Origin of the sequence: Streptomyces sp. BA2, assembly GCF_009769735.1 — a bacterium.
GTDB lineage: Bacteria > Actinomycetota > Actinomycetes > Streptomycetales > Streptomycetaceae > Streptomyces.
Genome location: NZ_WSRO01000002.1, coordinates 3,555,027 through 3,574,013, shown reverse-complemented (window position 1 = coordinate 3,574,013; position 18,987 = coordinate 3,555,027). Strand labels below are relative to the sequence as shown.

The following is an 18,987-nucleotide window of genomic DNA, read 5'->3' as shown; positions in this document are numbered from 1 at the left end:
GAGGGAAGTGACGGCCCCGATTGCTGGCGCGTCACCGTACATTCACCGGAAGACCTCGTTCCGCGGGGCGTCGCTGTCGTCTGGCCGTTAATGGAGTTGCTCAAGGTTCTTGTGTGACACCAAAAAGTCGAACATATTCGAATGTATGGTTGCAGTCAGCAAAATTCTATGCACGCCGAGTTCAAGGCGTCTACTCTGGGTTCAAGCGAGTTGGCGCTATTCACTAGAGGTGATTTTCCACCTTGGACCAAAAGAAAATCTTCGTAAGTTACCGGCACGGACACAGTGATCCGTATGCAGGTTGGTTGCGTGACCGGCTGGCACAGTATTTTGGCTCCTCCCATGTGTTCATGGACGTGAGGTCCCTGGATCCTGGGGTGGACTTTCCCAAAGTCATAGTGCAGGCGATTGCAGCTTGTGACGTGCTGATTGCTTTGATTGGTGCGGACTGGACAGGGGCTGCTGAGGGCCGCTCAAGAATTTCGGATAAGAATGATTGGGTTCGCCAGGAAGTTGAGACCGCGCTCGACAGCGGGATAAGAGTGATTCCTGTTCTACTGCAAGGGGCTCAACTTCCTTCGGTGCAAGAAATCCCCTCCAGCTTGGGGCGGATTCGTGACAAGAACGCTTTGACGCTGACATCTGGCACCTTCGAAGACGACATGCGCAGGTTGGTCAGTGCGATTACATCCGTCGACTCTGGGGACTGGGGGGACGATCCTGCAAAACGCCTGGAGAGAGGGAGAACCATTCGTTTTGCAGAAATGGATCGACAGTACAGGTTGCTATTCGACTTCAGTAAACTTCAGCACCGTAACAACCCGTTCATTCAGCCTGGGTTTCGCAGGGGGCAGCTTGATCGTCTAACAGATAATCTGGATCCAGACGAAGAGGTTGCTCTCATGTTTTTGTGCAACCTGTGGGTTGATAAGGAGGTCGCCACTCTTAAGAGCGACCAGGGGTCGAGTCGCGCGCTAGCGGCATTGACTCATCGCAGGGTAATTTACGTCCCGTATTCGGGAAGCAAGTCGGTGCAGTTCATCCCGTACCCGCAGATAATAAATCTGGATCGCGGCCTCACTACGATCATCCTCACGCTTGCGCAAGGGAACATTGGCATTTCGTCAGTAAAGCCACTTGGTAAGCTGCCCTTGGCCCTTCAGTACATAGGTGACCGTCTAACGGGCCTGTGAAGCCGTAGGTGCGGTTCATGGGCATGCCGAGTTGCGAGTCATACGGGGAAGCGTGTTGACGATGTGGCTCGCACGGTCGGACCGCGCATCGAAGGCATCTTGAATGCACGTCTGCAAGGCTTGGGCGTTGTCGGGATAGCTCCAGTAGCGTGCGTAGCTTTCTGGTTCACCGAGGTTATCGTTAAATCGACCCAAAATCTTTGGCCTCTGCCCGGCAGTGCTGGGAAGCCGGATCCCCATTACGCCATTAAGTCGATTTACCCTGTCCCGACGAAGGGAACTGTAGATCTCCCAATCTACAATCTTTCGAGACCAGGTACAGGCACCGACCATGAGTATGGTCACGGTGGAGTCGGATAGATACTTCTCCCGAATCGTGTCCATAATGTACTCGGAGTTTTCGCTTTGTATTGCTGGGTCGTCTTCGGTAATTCCGATTACCCGAGGGATGAAGACATTCTCGAAACGATTGACGAAATCAAGTACCTCAGTTGCGTTTGCTCCGTGGTAGCTGAGGAAGCATTTATGCCGACTTGCAGAGCCTTTCGAGGCTGCATAGGATTCTGAAATCCTGCGCAACTCACGCCGCGCCAACTCGTTGGCGATTGCCTGATTCGTCGTGCTCATGGTTCCCTCCTCCTTGGCAGCCGCGTGCGGACGCGACGTGCCAACCACATGGTGTGTTCCCTACTGATGGCCTGCTCGGCAGAATTCACATACTTTGACCACGATCCTTCGTCGGTGGCTTGTTCCGCTGCAGCACTCACAAGCGCAAGTTCAGTTGCTGTGAGTGCGTAAGCGTTGGAAAGGGTGTCAAATTGCTTGACCTCGATCCATGCGCCGCCGGCTGCCACCCCCGCTGCTAGCGCGCTTCCCGCGTCGAGTGGTGCAATGCTGAGTAGGCTCAAGATTGCACTCAGTGCGCCAAGCATCTCTGCACACACGAGAGTAACTCGCCATTTGAAAGCGCTACTTTCATTCTCCTTTGCTTTCCGTGAATACCATGACCGCTGATCCTCGACTCGGTCTCGGGCGTATGCCGCCTTTCGTTCAGCCAGAGTTGCACCTCGCAGGACTGTCATTCTGTGGCTCACTTGCTGTGTTCCAGAAGAGCTATAGTCTGCGAGAATATGCGACTCGGCTACGATATCGCTAAGTTGTTGATGAAAGAGGCGTTTGGCGTCTTCGAAGGTGCTGTCAGCAGGAAATGGGTCGGCGCATACCGAAAATTTCCACGCCAGTGTTTTTACTGATTCTGCGACGGCTCGACCGTGATACCACGTGTCTTCGGGGTGGAAATTTAGAAGGATGATCTCTGACATGAGAGCCAGCAGGAAGAGTGCAAGTGAAGATCCTGTGAGGGCCTGTTTCTGCCACTCGCTATCCAAGCTGATAGTGAGCGCACCAGCTATAGCGGCAGCCACCACGAATTGAAGGCGGAATTTAGTCCAGCGCAAATAGCTCTTCTGCCCCTCCATCGAGGTGGTGTCTGCAGAGCGCTGAACATCCGGGAGGTCATCGTTGCCAAGGCCGTATTGAAGCTGTGTCACTCGCGCTCCGATTTGTGGGTGATTGGGTGGTTGCACGGGATGGCCTATCCCGCCTGCCGGGCGCCTGAGACGTTGGCCTAACGGCCACTTCGAGTCCTCGGCTTATGGGCTTGCGAGCAAGAGAACTTCTCATCGCGAGCTTGTTTACCCGTCTGGTGTCGACGTGTCTAGTTCTGCCCTAGGCCTCCTTGTCAGACCTACGAGTCCACCGTCGCTGGGCCTACGGTGCCCAATGGCGGAGCTGTCCGCTCACTCCGGGCCACCCCCATGCCTGGCGTGTGGCTGGTTGAGTTGGGTTCCAGCGCTGGTCGGAAGCCTCTGTGCAAAAGCCGCCGCATGCGAAGCTGGAAGCGGCGATACGTCAGCGAAGAGCTACCACCAACGACCATCAGGGGAGGGCTACGTGCCGCAGGCCAGTCCGCGAGGTACGTACTTGCAGATCTCGGAGTCTCTGCGACAGAAGATCGAGAAAGGCAAGATCAGCGATGCGCTCCCTTCCGAAGCGGAGCTGATGCGCACCTTCGGTGTGGGTCGCTCCACGATCGGCCGCGCGCTCAAGACGCTGAAGACCGATGGTGTCATCGAGTCTGTCCAGGGCGCCGGCTGGTTCGTGACAGGGACTGGCGACCGCCGACCACTCGTGGAGAAGGTGACGGACGTCCTCCGGCGCGAGGGTGTCGAAGTGGGAGCTCCCTTCCCTTCCGAGAAGGAGCTGTGCGATGAGTTCGGGGTGTCTCGTACGGCAGTGCGCTCCGCGCTCGCGTTGTTGGAAGGCCGGGGGCTCATCGAGATGGGCCCTAACCGCCGGCGGCAGGTTCGCGCTCTCCCGACAGGACAGGGGGCCTCGTAGCCTTGGGGACCATGGATCTCACTGAGCGCGCCTACGGTCTCGCCGAATCGCTGCTGTCCGAACCGCTGCCGCGACGCTGGTCGCACTCCCTCGGAGTTGCCGAGCGGGCCCGTTCCCTTCAGTCGATCCTGGGAGGCGATGCGGACCTGATGGAGGCCGCGGCAGTCCTCCATGACGTCGGCTATTCGCCCCGGATCGCCTCGACCGGCTTCCACCCGCTCGATGGGGCCCGCTTCCTCCGTGACCAGGAAGGTGTGGACGAGCGAGTCGTCCGCCTCGTGGCGCATCACTCGTGCGCGCTGCTGGAGGCGGAGGAGCGAGGGCTCCGTGAGGAACTCGAAGGCGAGTTCGAGCTGGAGCGCCCTGATTTGGTTGACGCGCTGATCTTCTGCGACATGACGACCACGCCGGATGGCGGTCACACGACGTCTGACGCTCGGGTTTCCGAGATCGTAGGACGCTACGGTGCAGACACGATTGTGGGTCGCTTCATCCAGAGGGCCGCCCCTGAGATTCACGCGGCAGTGCATCGCGTGGAGGGGCGTCTTTCGTCCCTGGAGCAGGCGAATCAGCCGATGTAGGGAGCGGTCCGCGAGTCGTCGAGACCATGGGTGACCCGGAGCCGCATGGACGGGTGAATGTCCAATGCGTCGAGGTCCGCAGGGGAGACCCAGCGGACCTCTTTGGATTCGGAGCTGGTCCGGAGACTGCCGCCGACAGGGCGGGCGTGGAAGCAGATTGAGAACTGCTGTCGGACTTCGCCATCGTCGTAGGCGATGACGTGCTGTGGGTCGGTGTAGACCCCCACGATGTCCTCTACGACGACTGCGATTCCGGTCTCTTCGTCTACCTCCCGTACGACTGTCTGCTTGATGCTCTCCCCGACGTCGTGGCCACCGCCGGGCAGCGCCCACAGTCCGTTGTCGGTCTTGTGGATGAGCAGAATGCTTCCCTGTGCGTTGCGGACAACGGCAGTGACGGACGGTACGACCGAGTTGGCGGCGGGAGCGTTCGGGTCGCGGAAGTGGTCGGTACGACTCATGCTGTGGCGCCTTTGAGGTCGGTGGGAGAAGTGATTCGTCGCGCGGTTTCCCACACGCGCTCCACGCTCTCTGTGTACGTGTCGAACAGTTCACCGCCGGGGATTCGCTGAAGGTGGAGTACGGGCGCCATGTATGCGCCAACGCCGTAGACGTGCCCATTCGCTAACAGCTGGTTGTCCGCCCGATAGATGGAGTTGTAGAGAGTCGTGTCGTGGAGTCTGAACTCCACGCTCGGCAGCCGGAAGAGTGGCGCGTAGTTCATGAGGGCATTGCGAATTTTGCCTGCCATGGCTGTTCCGATGCCCTCATCCCCGCCGCGGATGGCGACGGCCGCGCTGTCGGGGTCGCCAAGCATGAACCGCACGGGCACGCCGGCAGCTGACTTCTCCCGTACGAGTCGGTGGAACCGTGCATCCTCGGTCAGCCAAAATCCCGAGTAGACCAGTACGTCGAAGTGCGTGGTCGCGTCGGCGTACAGCTTCGCCCAGGTGTCTGGCGGAACGACGGAGCGATGGGGGTAGAGCTTCATCACCTCCGAGTCGCTGGAGGCGGTGACCTCCTCGGAGGTCCGTTCGTCTGGCCAGAGGTACGAGACTTCGCGCTGAAGCATCGAGGCCACCGCGTACTGGAATCGCCTGTAGGGCTTGCGGTTTGGCTCGGAGATCCAACGGTCGACGGTCTTGGGGGATACCCCGATACGTGCTGCCACCTGCTCCAGCTTGAGGCCACTCTCCACGATCGCCCCGCGGAGCCTCTCGTTCGCCATACGACTTCTCCCGTCTGGGACGCCCTGGGACGACTTCGACCCTAGCGAGTCGGATGCAAGTCGTACATGCACGGAGTCCAACGTCCGGCACTTCGTTGCGAAGCTGGTCATGTCGCTGATCGAGGGCGGCAGTTCCGACTCCAAGCAATCCGAAGGTTGACGACGCGGAACTGATCTGCCACGGTGAGAGGCATGTAATACATGTCCCGCTTCGAGCGGGGTGTGGATGCACGACGGCTTGACCTGCATGAAGAGCACAGGGCGGGGACGCTGCAATCCCGCTAAGGCCAGAAATCAGGGCTTCGGCCTGACTGGCGAGGTGGCCCGGTGACCGCGAGCAACGGCCGGAGGGTGGGGACTTGGTCCCCCTTGCAGTGCGTATCCCCTGTTCAACGGTTTGAAGGAGTGGCAGTGAGCCGACGAAAGCGATGGGCGCGGCCGTGATTTGACCGGCATGGCGGCGCCGTTCCATCCCCGGACCGCGAGCCAAGCGCTGCGGACAACCGGTCACCACCATCGGCAGGCGGAAGGGCTGATGAGCATGGCCGCACACGCTGGCACGCGGCGTTGGACTGGCCGCATGCGGACATCGGCACTTCGCACCGGCCTGGTCCGGCCCGCGGAATTCTCTTCGTGGGCCGGTGCACGCCGCTACCACGAGCGCCACGGACGGGACCGCCGGACGCTGGCAGAGCTTCGATCCTCGATCCCCGAGCAGGGAATCTTGGAACCCCTGCTCTTGGGCGTTCGTGAGCGGGACGGTTTTGTGTTCGTCTTCGAGGGACACCACCGGGCCGTCATCGCCCTGGAGGTGCGCGTGCCCAGCTTCCCGTTCCAGTGGTTTTGGGACCCGCACGTTCGCACCGTGGAGTGCGAGCCCTTCCCGTTCCACCGCCTGGGATTCCAGCCCGTGGACGGTCGCGCAGGTGCAAGAGCGCACGAGCGAACGACGTAGCCCTGTGCTGCCCAGACGCCCCCGAGCCGGTCCGGCCGGGGGCGGTGGGGAGTTCTGGGAGTTCCCCTATCTCCAACGGCGTGCGGCCCCGGTGCTCGAACACCGGGGCCGCTGTTTGGGCCGTTCCCGTCTGAGAGGAGCACGACCCATGAAGTGCATCGTTGCTGGTCATATCGCTGTTACCGCGGCCGAGTTCGCGGAGCTGGCATTGGGCTTCGCTGAGCGTTCGGCGGGGTTCGATGTGGAGCTGTTCATCGGCACGGCCACGGAGTCCGAGCAGGACCGCGCGGCCCGCTTGGACGTGGCCCGCGACGTGCTCGCGGAGCTGCGGGAGGTCGACCCGATCGCTGCCGCGTACGCCAGGGAGCTGCTGAAGGTGAGCGACCTGCCGAAGCGGGCGGCGCGGCCCCGCCGGGCCCGTAAGGGCCGTCGGCCGTCGGTGTGCTGTGTGCAGGGGCTGGCGGTGGCGGCGTGATGCCGCGGGAGTTCACCGCGCTGATGTCCATGAGCGCCGGCCGCTGGCGGCTGTATGTGGTGCTGCTGAACACCACCGACCCGTGGCCGGAGCACACTTTCGGCCTCGCGCCGATTCCCACGTTCACGGACCGCACGCAGGCGCTCAGCGGGCTCGGTTTCGAGCCGGTCCCCGGTGGCGAGTGGTCCTGGTCTGAGTACAGCGAGACCTTCGGTGACCCCGCCTCGCCGGTCGGTCTGATCGCTGAGGTGCGGGTGCGTTCACGGGCGGAGGTGGAGGCGTGAACAGCGTTCAGATCCGTTCAGCCGAGCGCGCGCTGTCGATTGGCACGTGGCTGATCGTCGCGGGCGCCATGCTCTACTCGATCCTCACCGTCACGCCCCTCGCGGCCGAGCACACGCCCGACGAGTGGGACTGGACGGCGCCCATCCTGCCCCTCGTGGTCGACGCGGCGGTGGTCATCGTGGTCCGACTCGATGCGGTGCTGGCACGGCTCGGAGGGTACGGCGGCCGGTGGCCGATCGCCCTGCGCTGGATGACCGGCTGCATGACGTTGGCCTTGAACGTCGCGGACTCCGCACTGAACAAGGACCTGGTGGGCGTGGCCGTGCACGCGGTCGCACCCTTGCTGCTGATCGTCACTGCGGAAACCGGGCTCGCCTACCGGCGCGCCATCGCTGCTGCGGTGGCCGCGCTGCAGGAGCGCCAGCAGGCAGAGCGCGCGGCGCGGGAGAAGGCGGCTGTCGAGCGTCGTGAGACGGCTATGCGGCTGGCCCGTGAGGAGCGCGAGCACGCCGCGATGCTGGCGCGCGAACAACGCGAGCACGAAGCCCGGTTGGTCCGCGAGCAGGCCGAGCGCGAGGAGCGGGCGCGCCGCGAGGAACGCGAACGGGACCAGGCCCGCGAGCAGGCGGAGCGCGCCGAGCGTGAACGCGCTGAACGCGAGCGTGAACAGCTCCAGCAAGTGCGTGAACGCCGTGAGCGCGAGGAGGCCGAGCGCCGCGAGCGTGAGCGGGCCGAGCGGTTGGAGCGTGAACGCCGTGAACAGGCCGAGCGCACTGCGCGGGCCGAGCGTGAACGCGCCGCGCTGCTGGCCGCAGGTCCCGCCATGGAGAAGGTTCCCGAGGAGCGGGCCCGCGCCACGGTGCAGGCCGCGTTCGAGGCGGGCCTTCCGGTGCGATCCGCTGCGGAGCTGTGTGGCTGGTCGGTGGGCTGGGTCGCCACCCGCTACCAGCAACTGCGCGACACAGGCCACCCGACCTTCGAGACTGACGGGGTGCTGGTCTGATGCCCGCGGCCTACAGCAAGTGCTACGACCCCACCGGCGCCCGCTACGGGATTCCCACCTACCCGTGGCGCTACGCCCCGCCTGGTCTTGCCACCCGCCGGCAGCTGCGTGCGAAGGGGCTGCGGCCGGGCGGTCAGCCGATCGTCGCTCAGGCCATGCTGCGTCACCGGGGCCGTAAGTCCGGGGCGAAGGTGGCCTTCCTCTACCGCATCGACCGCGCGAAGCCGGTACGGCCGATGACCTCGCGCCGGTGCGGTGCGCTCGCGCTGGCGATGCTCGCCCGGCGCACCTGCCCGGTCTGCGGCGTGATCTACAGCTACTGCCTGCCGACATCGCTCGGCATGTGCGTGCTGTGCGCTGACGCGCAGCGTGCCACCGCCTGACCTGCACAGCACCCCAACCCTTTCCCTCACCCGAGGAGTTTCGCTGTGTCCAGTCGTACCCGTACCCGCCGCGGCGTGAAGGTGCCCGCCGGGGCGACCACCGTCCGCATCCCGCGCCAGCGTGGCCGGCGCCGCTCGGCTCAGCCGTTCATCGTGGTCGTGCCCGACCGCCCGTCCCTGTCCCGCGAGGCCGCTGGCTTCCTGGGGCGACTGCTGTGGGAGCACCGGCGTGCGCTCGCCCCACTCACCCTCGCCGTACTGGCACTGCCCGTCACGGCCGTCCTGCACACGCTGGCCTGGTGGTCCGGCCTGCTGCTCGCCCCTCTCGCTGCGGGCCCGCTGGCGTGGCTGCTGATCACTCAGCGCCGCCGGCCGGCGGCCGACCGGGGCGTGTTGGGCTGGCGTATCGGCCTGGCTCTGCTCGCCACCGCCGCGACGGCGTGGCTGGCGCTGGGTGCAGCGTTCGGGCCGCTCGCGGGCCCGCTGGAGCTGCTGTGGCTGCTCACCCTGATCGTCGCGCAGAGCGCCTGGCTCATCGTCCGCCGTACGCACTGATCTGAGGAGATCGCCTGATGGCGCGCAACGGAAGCAACCGAGTCCACAACTTCCGCACCCGACAGGCCCAGCAGCCGTACGGCGGCAACACCAACGGCAGTGCTGGCGACAAGTCCAACAAGTTCGCCAACGCCGGCGCCGCCGCGGGCGGCTTCATGGGCGCGATGGGCGGCTCGTTCGTCCCGCCGATCAACGTCACCGTGAACAACAACCGGGGCGCGCGGGCGAACGGGGGCCGCTCGAACGGGCAGTCCCTGTTGCCTGCTCCGGAGTTCAACTCCCCGGCGCAGGTGCGCAACTACTGCAACACGCTGCGCGCCGCCGGGGTGACGCTGTCGATCGAGGTGGCCATGGCCGCGGAGATCCTCAAGAGCGTTCTGGAGTCGGTGCCGGACCCCGAGGGCCGTGCGTTCGGCTCCCGCATCCGCGCCCGCAAGGTCAGCCGCAAGCTGACCAAGGCGGCCGATGACCTGAAAGACGCGGCGAAGAACGCCGCGGGCGCCTACGCCACTTTCCAGCAGGAGTACGAGGAAGAGATCAACCGTGTCCGTCACCGCGCCCGCCGGCCGCAGCAGCCGGTCATGAACTGGGCCCAGCAGTAAGGAGGTAGAGCCATGATGAAGCGCGCAGACAACGAGCAACAGCAGCTCCTGCAACTGATGGAAATGCAGCGGGGCAATGCGGATGGCGGGGGCGTGGGCGCCTTCCTGCTGCATCGGGCCAAGCCGCACATCCCGCCGTGGCTGGGCGTGGGCGGCATCGGCCTGGCCGGCGCTTTGGGGCATCTGCGGTGGGACGAGAGCACCCCGGCTGCAGTCGGCCTCACGCTCACGTCGGTGGCCCTATCCGGCGGCGCCTGGCTGATCGGCAAGACGACCAGCAAGCAGCGCCGCCTGCACACCGCGTTGACTACCGGGCTCGGCTCGGCCTGGCTCACTGCCGCATGCCTGGCCGGCCCCACCGCCGGACCGCTCGATGACCTCTATCTCATGGGCGGCCCCGCGGTCGCCCTGTCGTGGAACGTGCGCATCCTCATGCGACACAACCCCGAAGGGTCCGGCGGAAGCTCAGACGGGGGCCTGCTGGAGAAGGTAGGACTGGCCAAGGCTCAGATCGGTGCCGCGAAGGTGGAGCCAAACCGGGTCACTGCCTCGCTCGCGGTGGAGCAGGGTGAGCAGACCAACGACGACGTGACCAAGGCCTTGAAGCTGATCGCGTCCGCGCTGGATCTGCCGGCCAACGCCGTGCGCTACACCCCCAGCCCTGATTCCTCCCGCCGCGGTGAACTGGTCATTGTCCCCGAAGACATGCTCTCCGAGGTCATCGAGTGGGAAGGGCCGTCCAACGTTGGTGGGTCGATTGCCGATCCGCTGGTCATCGGCCGCTACGACGATGGCGCTCCGCTGCTGCTGTGGCTGCCCGGCGATCCGGACGTGGGCCGCAACTCCACCCACGGCCTGATCGCGGGCGGCACCGGATCAGGCAAGGGCGACGCGGCGCTGAACCTCCTGACGGAGATCCTCTCCCGCCGCGATGTCATCGTGTGGCTGTCGGACCCCAAGGCCTTCCAGGACTTCGGCCCCCTGCGGCCGGGTCTGGACTGGGGTGTCGAGGGCGGCATCGACACCGAGGTCATGGTCGAAGCCATCCAAGGCGTCATCCCCGCCCGCACCCGCTGGCTGGGAGATCACAGCTACCGCCAGTGGGTACCGGCGGCTGCTGCGGTGCAGGAGGACCCCGAGCGCTCCTGCCGGTCGGATGGTCGGGCGTGCGGCTGTGCGGGGATGCCGTTCTTGGTGGCCTGGTTCGAGGAGGCCGCCAACACCCTGCGCGCGCTCGGAGACGATGCGTTCACCGGCATCGCCCAGGAGGCCCGCTCCGCCGGGATCTCCCTGATCGTCTCGCTTCAGCGGCCCTCCTACGACCAAATGTCCACCAGCACCCGCGCCTCCCTGCCCTCCACGATCGCGCTCGGTTGCGACCCGCGCGATGAGGGGTTCAGCCTTCCGGAGTCGGTCATCGACGCGGGCGCCCACCCCGGCGCCTGGGGCAACCGCCGCCCCGGCTACTGCTACGTCGTCACGCCAGGCATCGATGAAGCCCGCTACCCCTCGCCCGGCCGCACGCAGCGCTTCACCCCGCGTGCCGTGCCGGTGATGGAGATGCTCGCCAGCTGGGCCCAGCGCAACGGCGCCACCGCCGACCCCATCACCGCCGGGGCGGCATCCAGCATCGCCGGACGCGCCTACACCGGCCGCGCCACCGATGAAGAGCCGGTCGACCGGCCGGACGTGGAAGAGGACGCGTTGGACGACGAGCCGCGAGCCGGGGTGGACCCCGAAGACCAGGACATCGACCCCGAGGTCGAACTCCCCGACAACCAGCCGGGGGACGATGCTCCGCTGTTCGGGCAGGAGCAGGGCCACAAGCCCTCCCCGGAGGAAGCCCGCCGGCTGTTCGCGCAAGCGCTCGCGGAGTTCGAGGGGGCCGGGCAGATGATCGTCGGGCCGAAGGACTTCATCGACTGGTGCGACCGCAACCACTTCTCCCGCCCGTGGGTGTCCGCCCGCCTCAAGGACGCCGCCCTGGAGGGCCGGTTGGAGGCGACGAACACCACCGGCCGGTGGCGCATCGTCCCCCAACCGGAACCGACCCTGACGGCCGCCTGACACCTGACACCGCCTGACACCGTCACGGCGCCCTGACACCCAAACCCCTAGGCAAAACCGGTGTCACAAACGCGTGACGCCCCGCCCTGACACCCCTGACACCCATCCCTGACACCCGAGCCCTGCGGGCCCGCGCCACACCCCTGGCGCGGGCCCGCGGCCGATTCGAGGGAGACCTCATGGACCACCTGCAGCGGCCCACGGCCGTCGAAGTCCACCACCCCATACCGATCCCGCCGACCGAGCCGTACGCGGCGGCGCTCGCGCCCGGGCAGCCGGGCCACGTGCCCGCGGTGCAGTCGATCGTCCTCCCCGACGGGCGGGTTGCCACCGGCTACACCCTCACCCCGGCCGCGGCGCCCGCGCCCGCGCCGCTCGCGCAGCCGGCCGTGAGTCGTACCGCGGTGAACATCGCGCTCGGAGGGATCGGCTTCGCCGCGGTCTGCGGCGGCCTGGTCCTGCTCACCGGGTTCATCGCCGCGCTCGCTGCCTTCGTCCAGCAGCTCATCATCCTGGCCGCGGTCATCTTCGGCGGCTACATCGCCGTGCAGATCCTCGGCACGAGCCGATCGGGCGGCGGGACAACGGTCAACATCCGCAAGGCCGTCATCAAACGCAACCGCTTCTACGGCTGACCCCACCTCGAAGGAGTAGCGCCATGACGTGCCGCTACTGCACCGGACACCACCCGATCCGCATCGACGCCTACCCCGCCGGCAACCCCCGCGCCTCCCTCGTGGCCACCCGCCGCGCCACCCAGGCCCGCGCGGAAGCTCCCGGCCCGGTCCACGTCCACTACGACGCGATCCACGACACCTTCGCCGTCATCCGCACCGACACCGCGAAGGCCAGCGCGTGAGCACCACCGCGTCGTCAGACCAGCGGCCATCCGGAGAACCCACTGTCGGTCTGGTAGACGAGCGCGATGTTCTCCTTCGCGAGGAGCTCCTGCACGTCAGGGGTGGGAGCGCTCGGCAACAGCACCGCCACCCGCAGCGTCTCGGGCTGGGGAACGTAGCGACGGTAGTCAGCCAACTGCCCGATCGCCATCCGTACGTTGGCCCGAGTGGTGAGCCCCTTGGCCTCGTACAAGACGTGATCCTGCACGTCGTACAGGTCGGGGGTGAGCGCTCCCGGCTCGCCCTTGATGGTGATCTGGAAGCTATGGGTCTCGTGTCCCGCAGCAGCCAGATGCGCCTTGAACGCCTTCACCAACTCGCCCTCGCGACGCAGCACCTTCCGCTGCCCGGCAGGAATATCGGCGACGGTTTCCGAGGTGCTGTGCTGCTCGGCCTTCTTCGCCTTCACCCCGGTCTGCTGCGGAAGAACCACAGCCGCCGGCTGCACAACCGGCGGTGCGGTCACCTCAACCAGCGTGTCGCCAGCGGGCGGCAGGTTGTCCGCCTCTGTCCACGCCGGCTCCGTGCCCTCGACTGGACGCAAGCGAAAGACCAATACGTCCCGCATCACGCCATCTCGGCCCGGTCCCCGCCGGACATCGAACGCCTTCACCGGGTCAACGACCATCTGGCCGATGTATCGCTGCTGCATGGCCCCGCTGCCCGGCACCTTGCCATGCGCCACGAACAGATGGATCTCGCGGCCATCTTCGACGTGGTAGCGCAGCGACTTGTTGCGCCCGGAGACGACCTGATCCCCCCTCGCGCCGGCGCCCGTGTACAGGTACAAGGCTCCGAACTCGTCATCGTCCGCCCGGCCGTCGAAGGTGTAGCCGTACTCCTCACCCGCGGACGGATCGGAGTAGACGAACACCTTTCCTGCATCCGCGGCCGGCTCGATGCCCTGGAACGTCCCACAGCCAAAGGCCTGCGCGATGGCGTCACGCGTCGTTACCAGACCCGGCACAAGATCCACGTTGGTCAGCATGCCGCGACCCTAGCGGCCACCACTGACACCCCGCCGCCGCATTTCTGCGCGGCACGGCCACGCCGGCGGACAATGAGCCAAGCGCACCGCCGATCGCCGATGCCGCCGACCGCCACGTCTCACCCCACCTTTTCTCTTCCGTGGGACTGGGAGGGCGGCTACAGAGGGGATGTCTGACCCCCGACCACACCAATAGACGTGTGGTGACCTGCGGCAAGTGCCCGTCGCCGAACGGCAGTACGCAACACGTGTCGCAACAGTTGCCGCAACTCATGCCGCAACCGACGCCGCAACGCTTGGAGCAACAGCGGCGTATCTCCAACCCGCTCAATTGACTGGGAGAGACCTGTGTCCTTCGGAGAAACCCCGATTACCGTCGTCGGCAACTTGACCACCGACCCGGAGGTTAAGTTCACCGACTCCGGTGCGGCGCTGGCCAAGTTCACCATCGCCGCCACCCCGCGCACCTTCGACAAGACCACCAATCAGTGGAAGGACGGCACGTCCACGTTCTTCCGCTGCGCCGCCTGGCGCTCCCTCGCGGAGCACGTCGCCGAATCACTGACCAAGGGCTCGCGCGTGGTGGCCACCGGTCGTATCCGGCAGCACAACTGGCAGACCCCCGAGGGCGAGAACCGCTCCATGCTCGCCCTGGAGATTGACGACATCGGCGCCTCACTGCGCTTCACCACCGTCGCCATCAACGCCAGGCAGCCCGCCGCGGATGCGTCCGGCGACGCATGGTCCACCGACCAGCCGTCGACCGACTCGAAGTTCAGCGAAAAGCCCCCGTTCTAGCTACGCCAAGGGCGGCCCCCTCGTCTCGCCAAAGTCGCGGGGCCGCCCTTGTCCACCTGCCCACTACAGACCTGTGGAGGTCTCCAGCATGACGCATGACGCACGCCCCGCGCTGCTGAGCGCGGCGCTCGATGCTGCCGCCCGCGGCTGGCCCGTCCACCCGTTGCGCCCCGGCGGCAAGGGCTCGGCCCTGCACGGTGAACGCTCCTGCACCGGCAGAAGCCACTGCACCAACGGGCACGTGAAGTGGGAGCAGCGGGCCACCTGCGACCCTGAACGCATCCGCCGCACCTGGCAGAGCGGCGCCTTCAACGTCGGCATCGCCCCCGGCCCCGCTCACCTCTTGGTCGTGGATCTCGACATTCCCAAGGGAAAGGACGGTTCGGACGCGCCTTGCGGCGCGACGAACTTCCAGGCGCTCTGCGAGCACGCCGGTGCCCCATGGCCCGCCACCTACACGGTGCGGACCCCCAGCGGCGGCCTCCACCTGTACTTCCACACCGCCAGCCGCCTGCCGAGCACGGCGGGAGCCCTCGCTGAACGCATCGACACCCGCGCGTGGGGCGGCAATATCGTCGCCGCCGGAAGCCACACCTCCCAAGGCGCCTACGTGATCGAAGTCCACGGCGCAGTAGCGGAGTTGCCTGACTGGCTTCACACCCTCCTCCAACCCCCAGCCGTCGCACCGGGTACAGCTCGGCTCGCGCCGTTGCTCGCGCCCGGCACGGTCAGCCGCCGCGCCAGCGTGGCACTGGAACGGGAGGCCGCGCAGGTGGCGGGGACGGGTGAAGGGGGCCGCAATCAGCGGCTGTTGGCGGGCGCCCGCGCGCTGGGGCGCTTCGTGGCCTGGGGCGAGATCCCCCGGCACGTGGTGGAGGAGGCTTTTCAGGCGGCCGGGGAGGCGGCCGGCCTGTCCGCATCCGAGTGCACGGCGACTATCCGCAGCGCCCTGAACTGGTCGATCCGCACCGCCCGCCCGCGGGAGGCCGCATGACCACCGCACCCCGCCCGGCCCTGAAAAGCCTCCCCAGCACGCCCTCCAGGCTCGACTCCGCGGACAGCGCTGGAGCCCCGGATCGGGTGGGCGACCGAAAGGAAGTCGCCCGTCAGGGCGTCCTTTCAGCCCTTCCCGTCGGACAGCACCCGAGCGGCCCGTCTGCCGGTGATGGGCGCTATCCCGTCGCCTGGCTCCACATCCGTGCGCCACGCGGCGCCACCCGCACCGCCACCTCGAAGTGTCTGTGCGGCCGGGACCGCAGCGCCGTGGGACGACGCAAGGTGCTCGCCCTGATCGAAGACCACACCGCCCACCGCACCCAATGCCCGCTCCGCACCACTCAGGAAGGGAGGAACGCCGCATGACCACCACCCCCGAGGCTGCGCCGTCCATCGACGGAGCCGCACTGCTCGATGAGGTTGAAGCGTTCCACCGCCGCTTCAACATCTTCCCGACCGAACACGCCTACGTCGCCGTGACGCTGTGGGACGCACACGCCCACCTCATGGACGCACTCGACGGCACCGCCCGTCTCGCTTTCCTCAGCCCCGAGCCGGGCTCGGGGAAGTCACGGGCCCTGGAGATCGTGGAAACGCTCACCCCGCGTGCGGCGACCACCGTCAATGCGTCCGCCAACGCGCTGTTCCGGCTGGTAGCCGCAGACGGGGGAACGCCCACGATCCTCTTTGACGAGATCGACACCGTCTTTGGCCAGAAAGCCGGCGGGAACGAAGAGGTCCGCGGGTTCCTCAACTCCGGCTACCGGCGCGGCGCCAAGTCCCTGCGCTGCGTCGGGGACGGCTCCAACCAGACCACCGAGTGGTTTTCCTCGTTCTGCGCGGTGGCCATGGCCGGGCTCGGCTCCCTGCCGGACACGATCCTGACCCGCTCGGTCATCATCCGGATGCGCAAGAAGGCCCCCAACGAGAAGTGCGAGTCCTACCGGCGCCGCACCCACGAGAAGCAGGGCCACGCCCTGCGTGACAAGCTCGCCGACTGGGCCGCCACCCTTCACGAGCAGGTCGCGGATGCATGGCCGGAGATGCCCGAAGGGGTCTCGGACCGCCCGGCGGATGTGTGGGAGCCGCTCCTCGCGGTCGCGGATGCGGCCGGCGGGCATTGGCCCGAGCGGGCCCGCGCCGCCTGTGTCGCGCTCATCAAGGCCGCCACGGAAGGGGATGAAGCCTCCCTCGGGGTGAGGCTGCTGACCGATCTGCGCGACCACGTGTTCTGCGGCGCCGATCGGATGCCCACCGCCGCCATCCTCGAAGTCCTCCTCGGACTCGATGACGCCCCGTGGGCAGACATGAGCGACGACGGGCAGCACAGCAAGCCGCTCACCGCGCGCGCCCTGTCCAAGCTCCTGAGCCAGTACGTCCGCCCCGACAACACCCCGATCCGCCCCCGTGGCATCCGGGTCGGCAGCGGCACCCCCAAGGGCTACTACGCGGAAGACCTGAGCGACGCGTGGGCCCGCTACTGCCCCCCTCCCCCCGGAGGATCCGCAACAGCCGAAACATCCGCAACATCGCAGGTCAACGGGGGTGAATTTGTGGCGGAAGGTCCTTCCGGCAGCCGCCACACGTCTGCGGAAACCGACACACGTCAGCTCCGCATCGCCAGCTGACCAGCCGCACCCGATAGGTGCCGCCGCGCTCCCGCGTGGCGGCACCTATCCGCAACACAACCGGCATCCGCCACGCACTCAAGCCGCTGACCAGCAGTGTTGCGGCGTGGCGGATGTTGCGGATTTCCCAGAGACCCAGGCGAGTTGACCCCACCCCGATGGAGGCCAGCACATGTCCGCAAACCGCGGCAACGCTCGCAGCATGCTCACGCTCCCCGAGGTCTGCGACGAACTGCACGTCTCGCGCTCAACCTTCTACGACTGGCGTCAGAAGGGGCGCGCACCCAGGTGCATCAAGCTTCCGAACGGCGATTTGCGCGTACGTCGGAGCGACCTGAACCACTGGCTCGATGCTCATGAGGACGCTGCCTGATGGAGACGACGTACAAGGTCAAAGTCTGGAAGATCGCCGTCTACAAGGGCGCCAAAGGAACGACCTACACCGCGCGTTGGACCCTGGACGGTAGGGAGTATCGGGAGCCGTTCGGGACGCGTGCGCTCGCGGACAGCTTCCGATCGGAACTTGTCAGTGCCATGCGCCGCGGCGAGGCGTTCAGCCGAGAGACCGGACGCCCCGTCTCCCATGCCTCGGGTGCGAGCGCGGTCAACTGGTATGACTTCGCAGTTCAGTTCGCTGACGCTCAGTGGCACCGGACCGCTGGCAACAGCCGGAAGAACACCGCAAAGGCGCTGACTGCCACGACCGTTGCCTTCCTGCGTACCTCTCCGACGACCTTCAAGCCGGTCGACGTGCGTACCGCGCTTCGCGAGTTCGCGTTCAACACGCGGCGACGTGAGGAGGCGCCGCCCGAGGTGGCGACCATTTTGAAGTGGGTGGAGCGCAACACCCTGTCCATGGCGGCCTGGGAGGACCCGGTTAAGGTCGAAGGCGTCCTGCGCTCGGTCGATACGTTGCTTGACGGCAAACGCGCCGCAGCGAGTTCCATCAAGCGCACGCGTCGCATCCTGAACGTAGCTATGGCGTACGCGATCAAGCACAAGATCCTGCGTAGGAACCCCCTCCCGAAGGGGAGGGGTGCAACGCCCAAGACCTCCAATGCGGTGGACCGAAGGTCCCTGATCCATCCGCAGCGAATGGCCCGGATCCTTGCTCGCATCCGGCGCCGCACTCGCGGGGGCAGGCGACTGCACGCGTACTTCAGCACGCTCTACTACACAGGCCCACGGCCGGAGGAAGCCGTGGCGATGTACGTGGACGACGTGACGCTCCCTCCTGCGGATGCGGAAGACCAGTGGTGCGACATCCTGTTCCACACCGCAGAGCCGGAAGTCGGGAAGAACTGGACCGATGACGGGGCGATTCACGAAGAGCGTGGGCTGAAAGGGCGCGCCGACGATGACACTCGCATCGTGCCTGGTCCTCCGGCGCTGACGAGGATCATTCGGGAGCACATCAAGGCCGAGGGGCTCAAGCCCGGTGACCGGCTGTTCCAGGGCGAGAACGGCGGAATCCTCGCCGGATCGGTCGCCCGCCGGGCCTGGGGGACCGCCCGCAAGGCTGAGCTGACCGAGCGGGAGTACGAATCCCCGATGGGGCGCCGGATCTACGACATCCGGCACACCCGCCTGACGAAGTGGCTCAACGACGGCATCCCGCCGGCGCAGGTCGCCTACTGGGCGGGGAACAGCGTCCCGGTCCTGCTGGCTTTCTACGCCGGCTGCATCGAGGGGCAGCTCCCGGACCTCAAGCGCCGGATGGAGGCACAGGGAGACCTCCCCGAGCTGCCGTAACTGGAGCAAGCGGCTCGGACGTGCGTCTCCGCGTATTCACCGTGGCCACCCGCAGAAACCCGGTGACAGCCGGACAGCGCCGGACCTACCCCACGCTGACCTGGGGGCGGTCCGGAGCTTACGCGTCCGCTACCCGCAGCCCGCTACGTTGCCCTGACCAGCAAAAAGGCCCTCCGGGGTGGAGGGCCGAACGAGGATG

The 18,987-nt window shown here is 66.3% G+C and carries 23 protein-coding genes; 18 read left to right on the top strand and 5 right to left on the bottom strand.

The features are described 5' to 3' along the window. Window positions 1–242: 242 nt before the first annotated feature. Window positions 243–1,193 (top strand): toll/interleukin-1 receptor domain-containing protein, encoded by a 951-nt coding sequence (locus E5671_RS18755; RefSeq protein WP_160505114.1) that lies wholly within the window; start codon window positions 243–245, stop codon window positions 1,191–1,193. Window positions 1,194–1,208: 15 nt separating this feature from the next. Here the strand turns inward: E5671_RS18755 and E5671_RS18750 are convergent, their stop codons facing one another. Together E5671_RS18750 and E5671_RS18745 are read right to left on the bottom strand one after the other, a co-directional pair. Continuing rightward, entirely contained in the window at window positions 1,209–1,820 is a 612-nt protein-coding gene (locus E5671_RS18750) for a TIR domain-containing protein (protein ID WP_160505113.1), read from the bottom strand. Continuing rightward, the gene (locus tag E5671_RS18745; protein ID WP_160505112.1) at window positions 1,817–2,743 is read right to left on the bottom strand and encodes a DUF4231 domain-containing protein; all 927 of its coding nucleotides are present in this window, start codon (window positions 2,741–2,743) and stop codon (window positions 1,817–1,819) included. Before E5671_RS18745 ends, E5671_RS18750 begins: the two co-directional genes overlap by 4 nt. Window positions 2,744–3,146: 403 nt before the next feature. Here E5671_RS18745 and E5671_RS18740 point away from each other — a divergent pair, with 403 nt between their 5' ends. Both E5671_RS18740 and E5671_RS18735 read left to right on the top strand, forming a co-directional pair. Next, window positions 3,147–3,593, top strand: a complete 447-nt coding sequence (locus E5671_RS18740; RefSeq protein ID WP_160505111.1) for a GntR family transcriptional regulator — start codon at window positions 3,147–3,149, stop codon at window positions 3,591–3,593. 11 nt (window positions 3,594–3,604) lie between these two features. After that, window positions 3,605–4,174 (top strand): HD domain-containing protein, encoded by a 570-nt coding sequence (locus E5671_RS18735; RefSeq protein WP_202121175.1) that lies wholly within the window; start codon window positions 3,605–3,607, stop codon window positions 4,172–4,174. On the opposite strand, the gene E5671_RS18730 is transcribed toward E5671_RS18735, so the two are convergent. Both E5671_RS18730 and E5671_RS18725 read right to left on the bottom strand, forming a co-directional pair. Continuing rightward, entirely contained in the window at window positions 4,162–4,635 is a 474-nt protein-coding gene (locus tag E5671_RS18730; protein WP_160505109.1) for an NUDIX hydrolase, read from the bottom strand. The two genes, E5671_RS18735 and E5671_RS18730, sit on opposite strands and share 13 nt — an antisense overlap. Further along, entirely contained in the window at window positions 4,632–5,402 is a 771-nt protein-coding gene (locus tag E5671_RS18725; protein ID WP_160505108.1) for a helix-turn-helix domain-containing protein, read from the bottom strand. Before E5671_RS18725 ends, E5671_RS18730 begins: the two co-directional genes overlap by 4 nt. 1,103 nt (window positions 5,403–6,505) lie before the next feature. Here E5671_RS18725 and E5671_RS18720 point away from each other — a divergent pair. From E5671_RS18720 to E5671_RS18680, 9 genes are all read left to right on the top strand, one after another. Then, window positions 6,506–6,832, top strand: coding sequence for a hypothetical protein (locus tag E5671_RS18720; RefSeq protein ID WP_160505107.1), 327 nt, complete (start codon window positions 6,506–6,508; stop codon window positions 6,830–6,832). Beyond that, on the top strand, window positions 6,832–7,116 hold the full coding sequence (locus E5671_RS18715) for a DUF6303 family protein (protein ID WP_160505106.1): 285 nt from the start codon (window positions 6,832–6,834) through the stop codon (window positions 7,114–7,116). The genes E5671_RS18720 and E5671_RS18715 overlap by 1 nt, the downstream gene beginning before the upstream one ends. Then, entirely contained in the window at window positions 7,113–8,120 is a 1,008-nt protein-coding gene (locus E5671_RS18710) for a DUF2637 domain-containing protein (RefSeq protein ID WP_160505105.1), read from the top strand. Before E5671_RS18715 ends, E5671_RS18710 begins: the two co-directional genes overlap by 4 nt. After that, a complete protein-coding gene (locus E5671_RS18705) occupies window positions 8,120–8,503 on the top strand; it encodes an RRQRL motif-containing zinc-binding protein (protein ID WP_160505104.1) in 384 nt (127 codons plus the stop codon). The genes E5671_RS18710 and E5671_RS18705 overlap by 1 nt, the downstream gene beginning before the upstream one ends. Before the next feature lie 45 nt (window positions 8,504–8,548). Beyond that, the gene (locus tag E5671_RS18700; RefSeq protein WP_160505103.1) at window positions 8,549–9,058 is read left to right on the top strand and encodes a hypothetical protein; all 510 of its coding nucleotides are present in this window, start codon (window positions 8,549–8,551) and stop codon (window positions 9,056–9,058) included. A gap of 17 nt (window positions 9,059–9,075) precedes the next feature. Beyond that, a complete protein-coding gene (traA, locus tag E5671_RS18695; protein ID WP_237330191.1) occupies window positions 9,076–9,660 on the top strand; it encodes a plasmid transfer protein TraA in 585 nt (194 codons plus the stop codon). A 57-nt stretch (window positions 9,661–9,717) separates the two neighbouring features. Then, window positions 9,718–11,727, top strand: coding sequence for a plasmid transfer protein TraB (traB, locus tag E5671_RS18690; RefSeq protein ID WP_160510277.1), 2,010 nt, complete (start codon window positions 9,718–9,720; stop codon window positions 11,725–11,727). 179 nt (window positions 11,728–11,906) lie between these two features. Further along, the gene (locus E5671_RS18685) at window positions 11,907–12,362 is read left to right on the top strand and encodes a hypothetical protein (RefSeq protein ID WP_160505102.1); all 456 of its coding nucleotides are present in this window, start codon (window positions 11,907–11,909) and stop codon (window positions 12,360–12,362) included. A 23-nt stretch (window positions 12,363–12,385) separates the two neighbouring features. Next, the gene (locus tag E5671_RS18680; RefSeq protein ID WP_160505101.1) at window positions 12,386–12,586 is read left to right on the top strand and encodes a hypothetical protein; all 201 of its coding nucleotides are present in this window, start codon (window positions 12,386–12,388) and stop codon (window positions 12,584–12,586) included. A gap of 14 nt (window positions 12,587–12,600) precedes the next feature. On the opposite strand, the gene E5671_RS18675 is transcribed toward E5671_RS18680, so the two are convergent. Beyond that, on the bottom strand, window positions 12,601–13,614 hold the full coding sequence (locus tag E5671_RS18675; RefSeq protein WP_160505100.1) for a hypothetical protein: 1,014 nt from the start codon (window positions 13,612–13,614) through the stop codon (window positions 12,601–12,603). 348 nt (window positions 13,615–13,962) lie between these two features. On the opposite strand from E5671_RS18675, the gene ssb reads away from it, so the two are divergent. The 6 genes from ssb (at window position 13,963) to E5671_RS18650 (ending at window position 18,788) form a co-directional block, all read left to right on the top strand. After that, window positions 13,963–14,412 carry a single-stranded DNA-binding protein gene (ssb, locus tag E5671_RS18670; RefSeq protein ID WP_160505099.1) on the top strand — a complete coding sequence of 150 codons (450 nt, stop codon included), beginning with the start codon at window positions 13,963–13,965 and terminating at the stop codon, window positions 14,410–14,412. An 88-nt stretch (window positions 14,413–14,500) separates the two neighbouring features. Further along, window positions 14,501–15,406: a bifunctional DNA primase/polymerase gene (locus tag E5671_RS18665; protein ID WP_160505098.1), complete on the top strand. Its 906-nt coding sequence runs from the start codon at window positions 14,501–14,503 to the stop codon at window positions 15,404–15,406. Then, entirely contained in the window at window positions 15,403–15,774 is a 372-nt protein-coding gene (locus E5671_RS45435; protein ID WP_202121173.1) for a hypothetical protein, read from the top strand. The genes E5671_RS18665 and E5671_RS45435 overlap by 4 nt, the downstream gene beginning before the upstream one ends. Continuing rightward, a complete protein-coding gene (locus tag E5671_RS18660; protein ID WP_160505097.1) occupies window positions 15,771–17,036 on the top strand; it encodes a DUF3631 domain-containing protein in 1,266 nt (421 codons plus the stop codon). The genes E5671_RS45435 and E5671_RS18660 overlap by 4 nt, the downstream gene beginning before the upstream one ends. A 172-nt stretch (window positions 17,037–17,208) precedes the next feature. Next, window positions 17,209–17,409, top strand: coding sequence for a helix-turn-helix transcriptional regulator (locus tag E5671_RS18655; RefSeq protein WP_160505096.1), 201 nt, complete (start codon window positions 17,209–17,211; stop codon window positions 17,407–17,409). Beyond that, the gene (locus E5671_RS18650; RefSeq protein ID WP_160505095.1) at window positions 17,409–18,788 is read left to right on the top strand and encodes a tyrosine-type recombinase/integrase; all 1,380 of its coding nucleotides are present in this window, start codon (window positions 17,409–17,411) and stop codon (window positions 18,786–18,788) included. The genes E5671_RS18655 and E5671_RS18650 overlap by 1 nt, the downstream gene beginning before the upstream one ends. The last annotated feature ends 199 nt before the right edge of the window (window positions 18,789–18,987 follow it).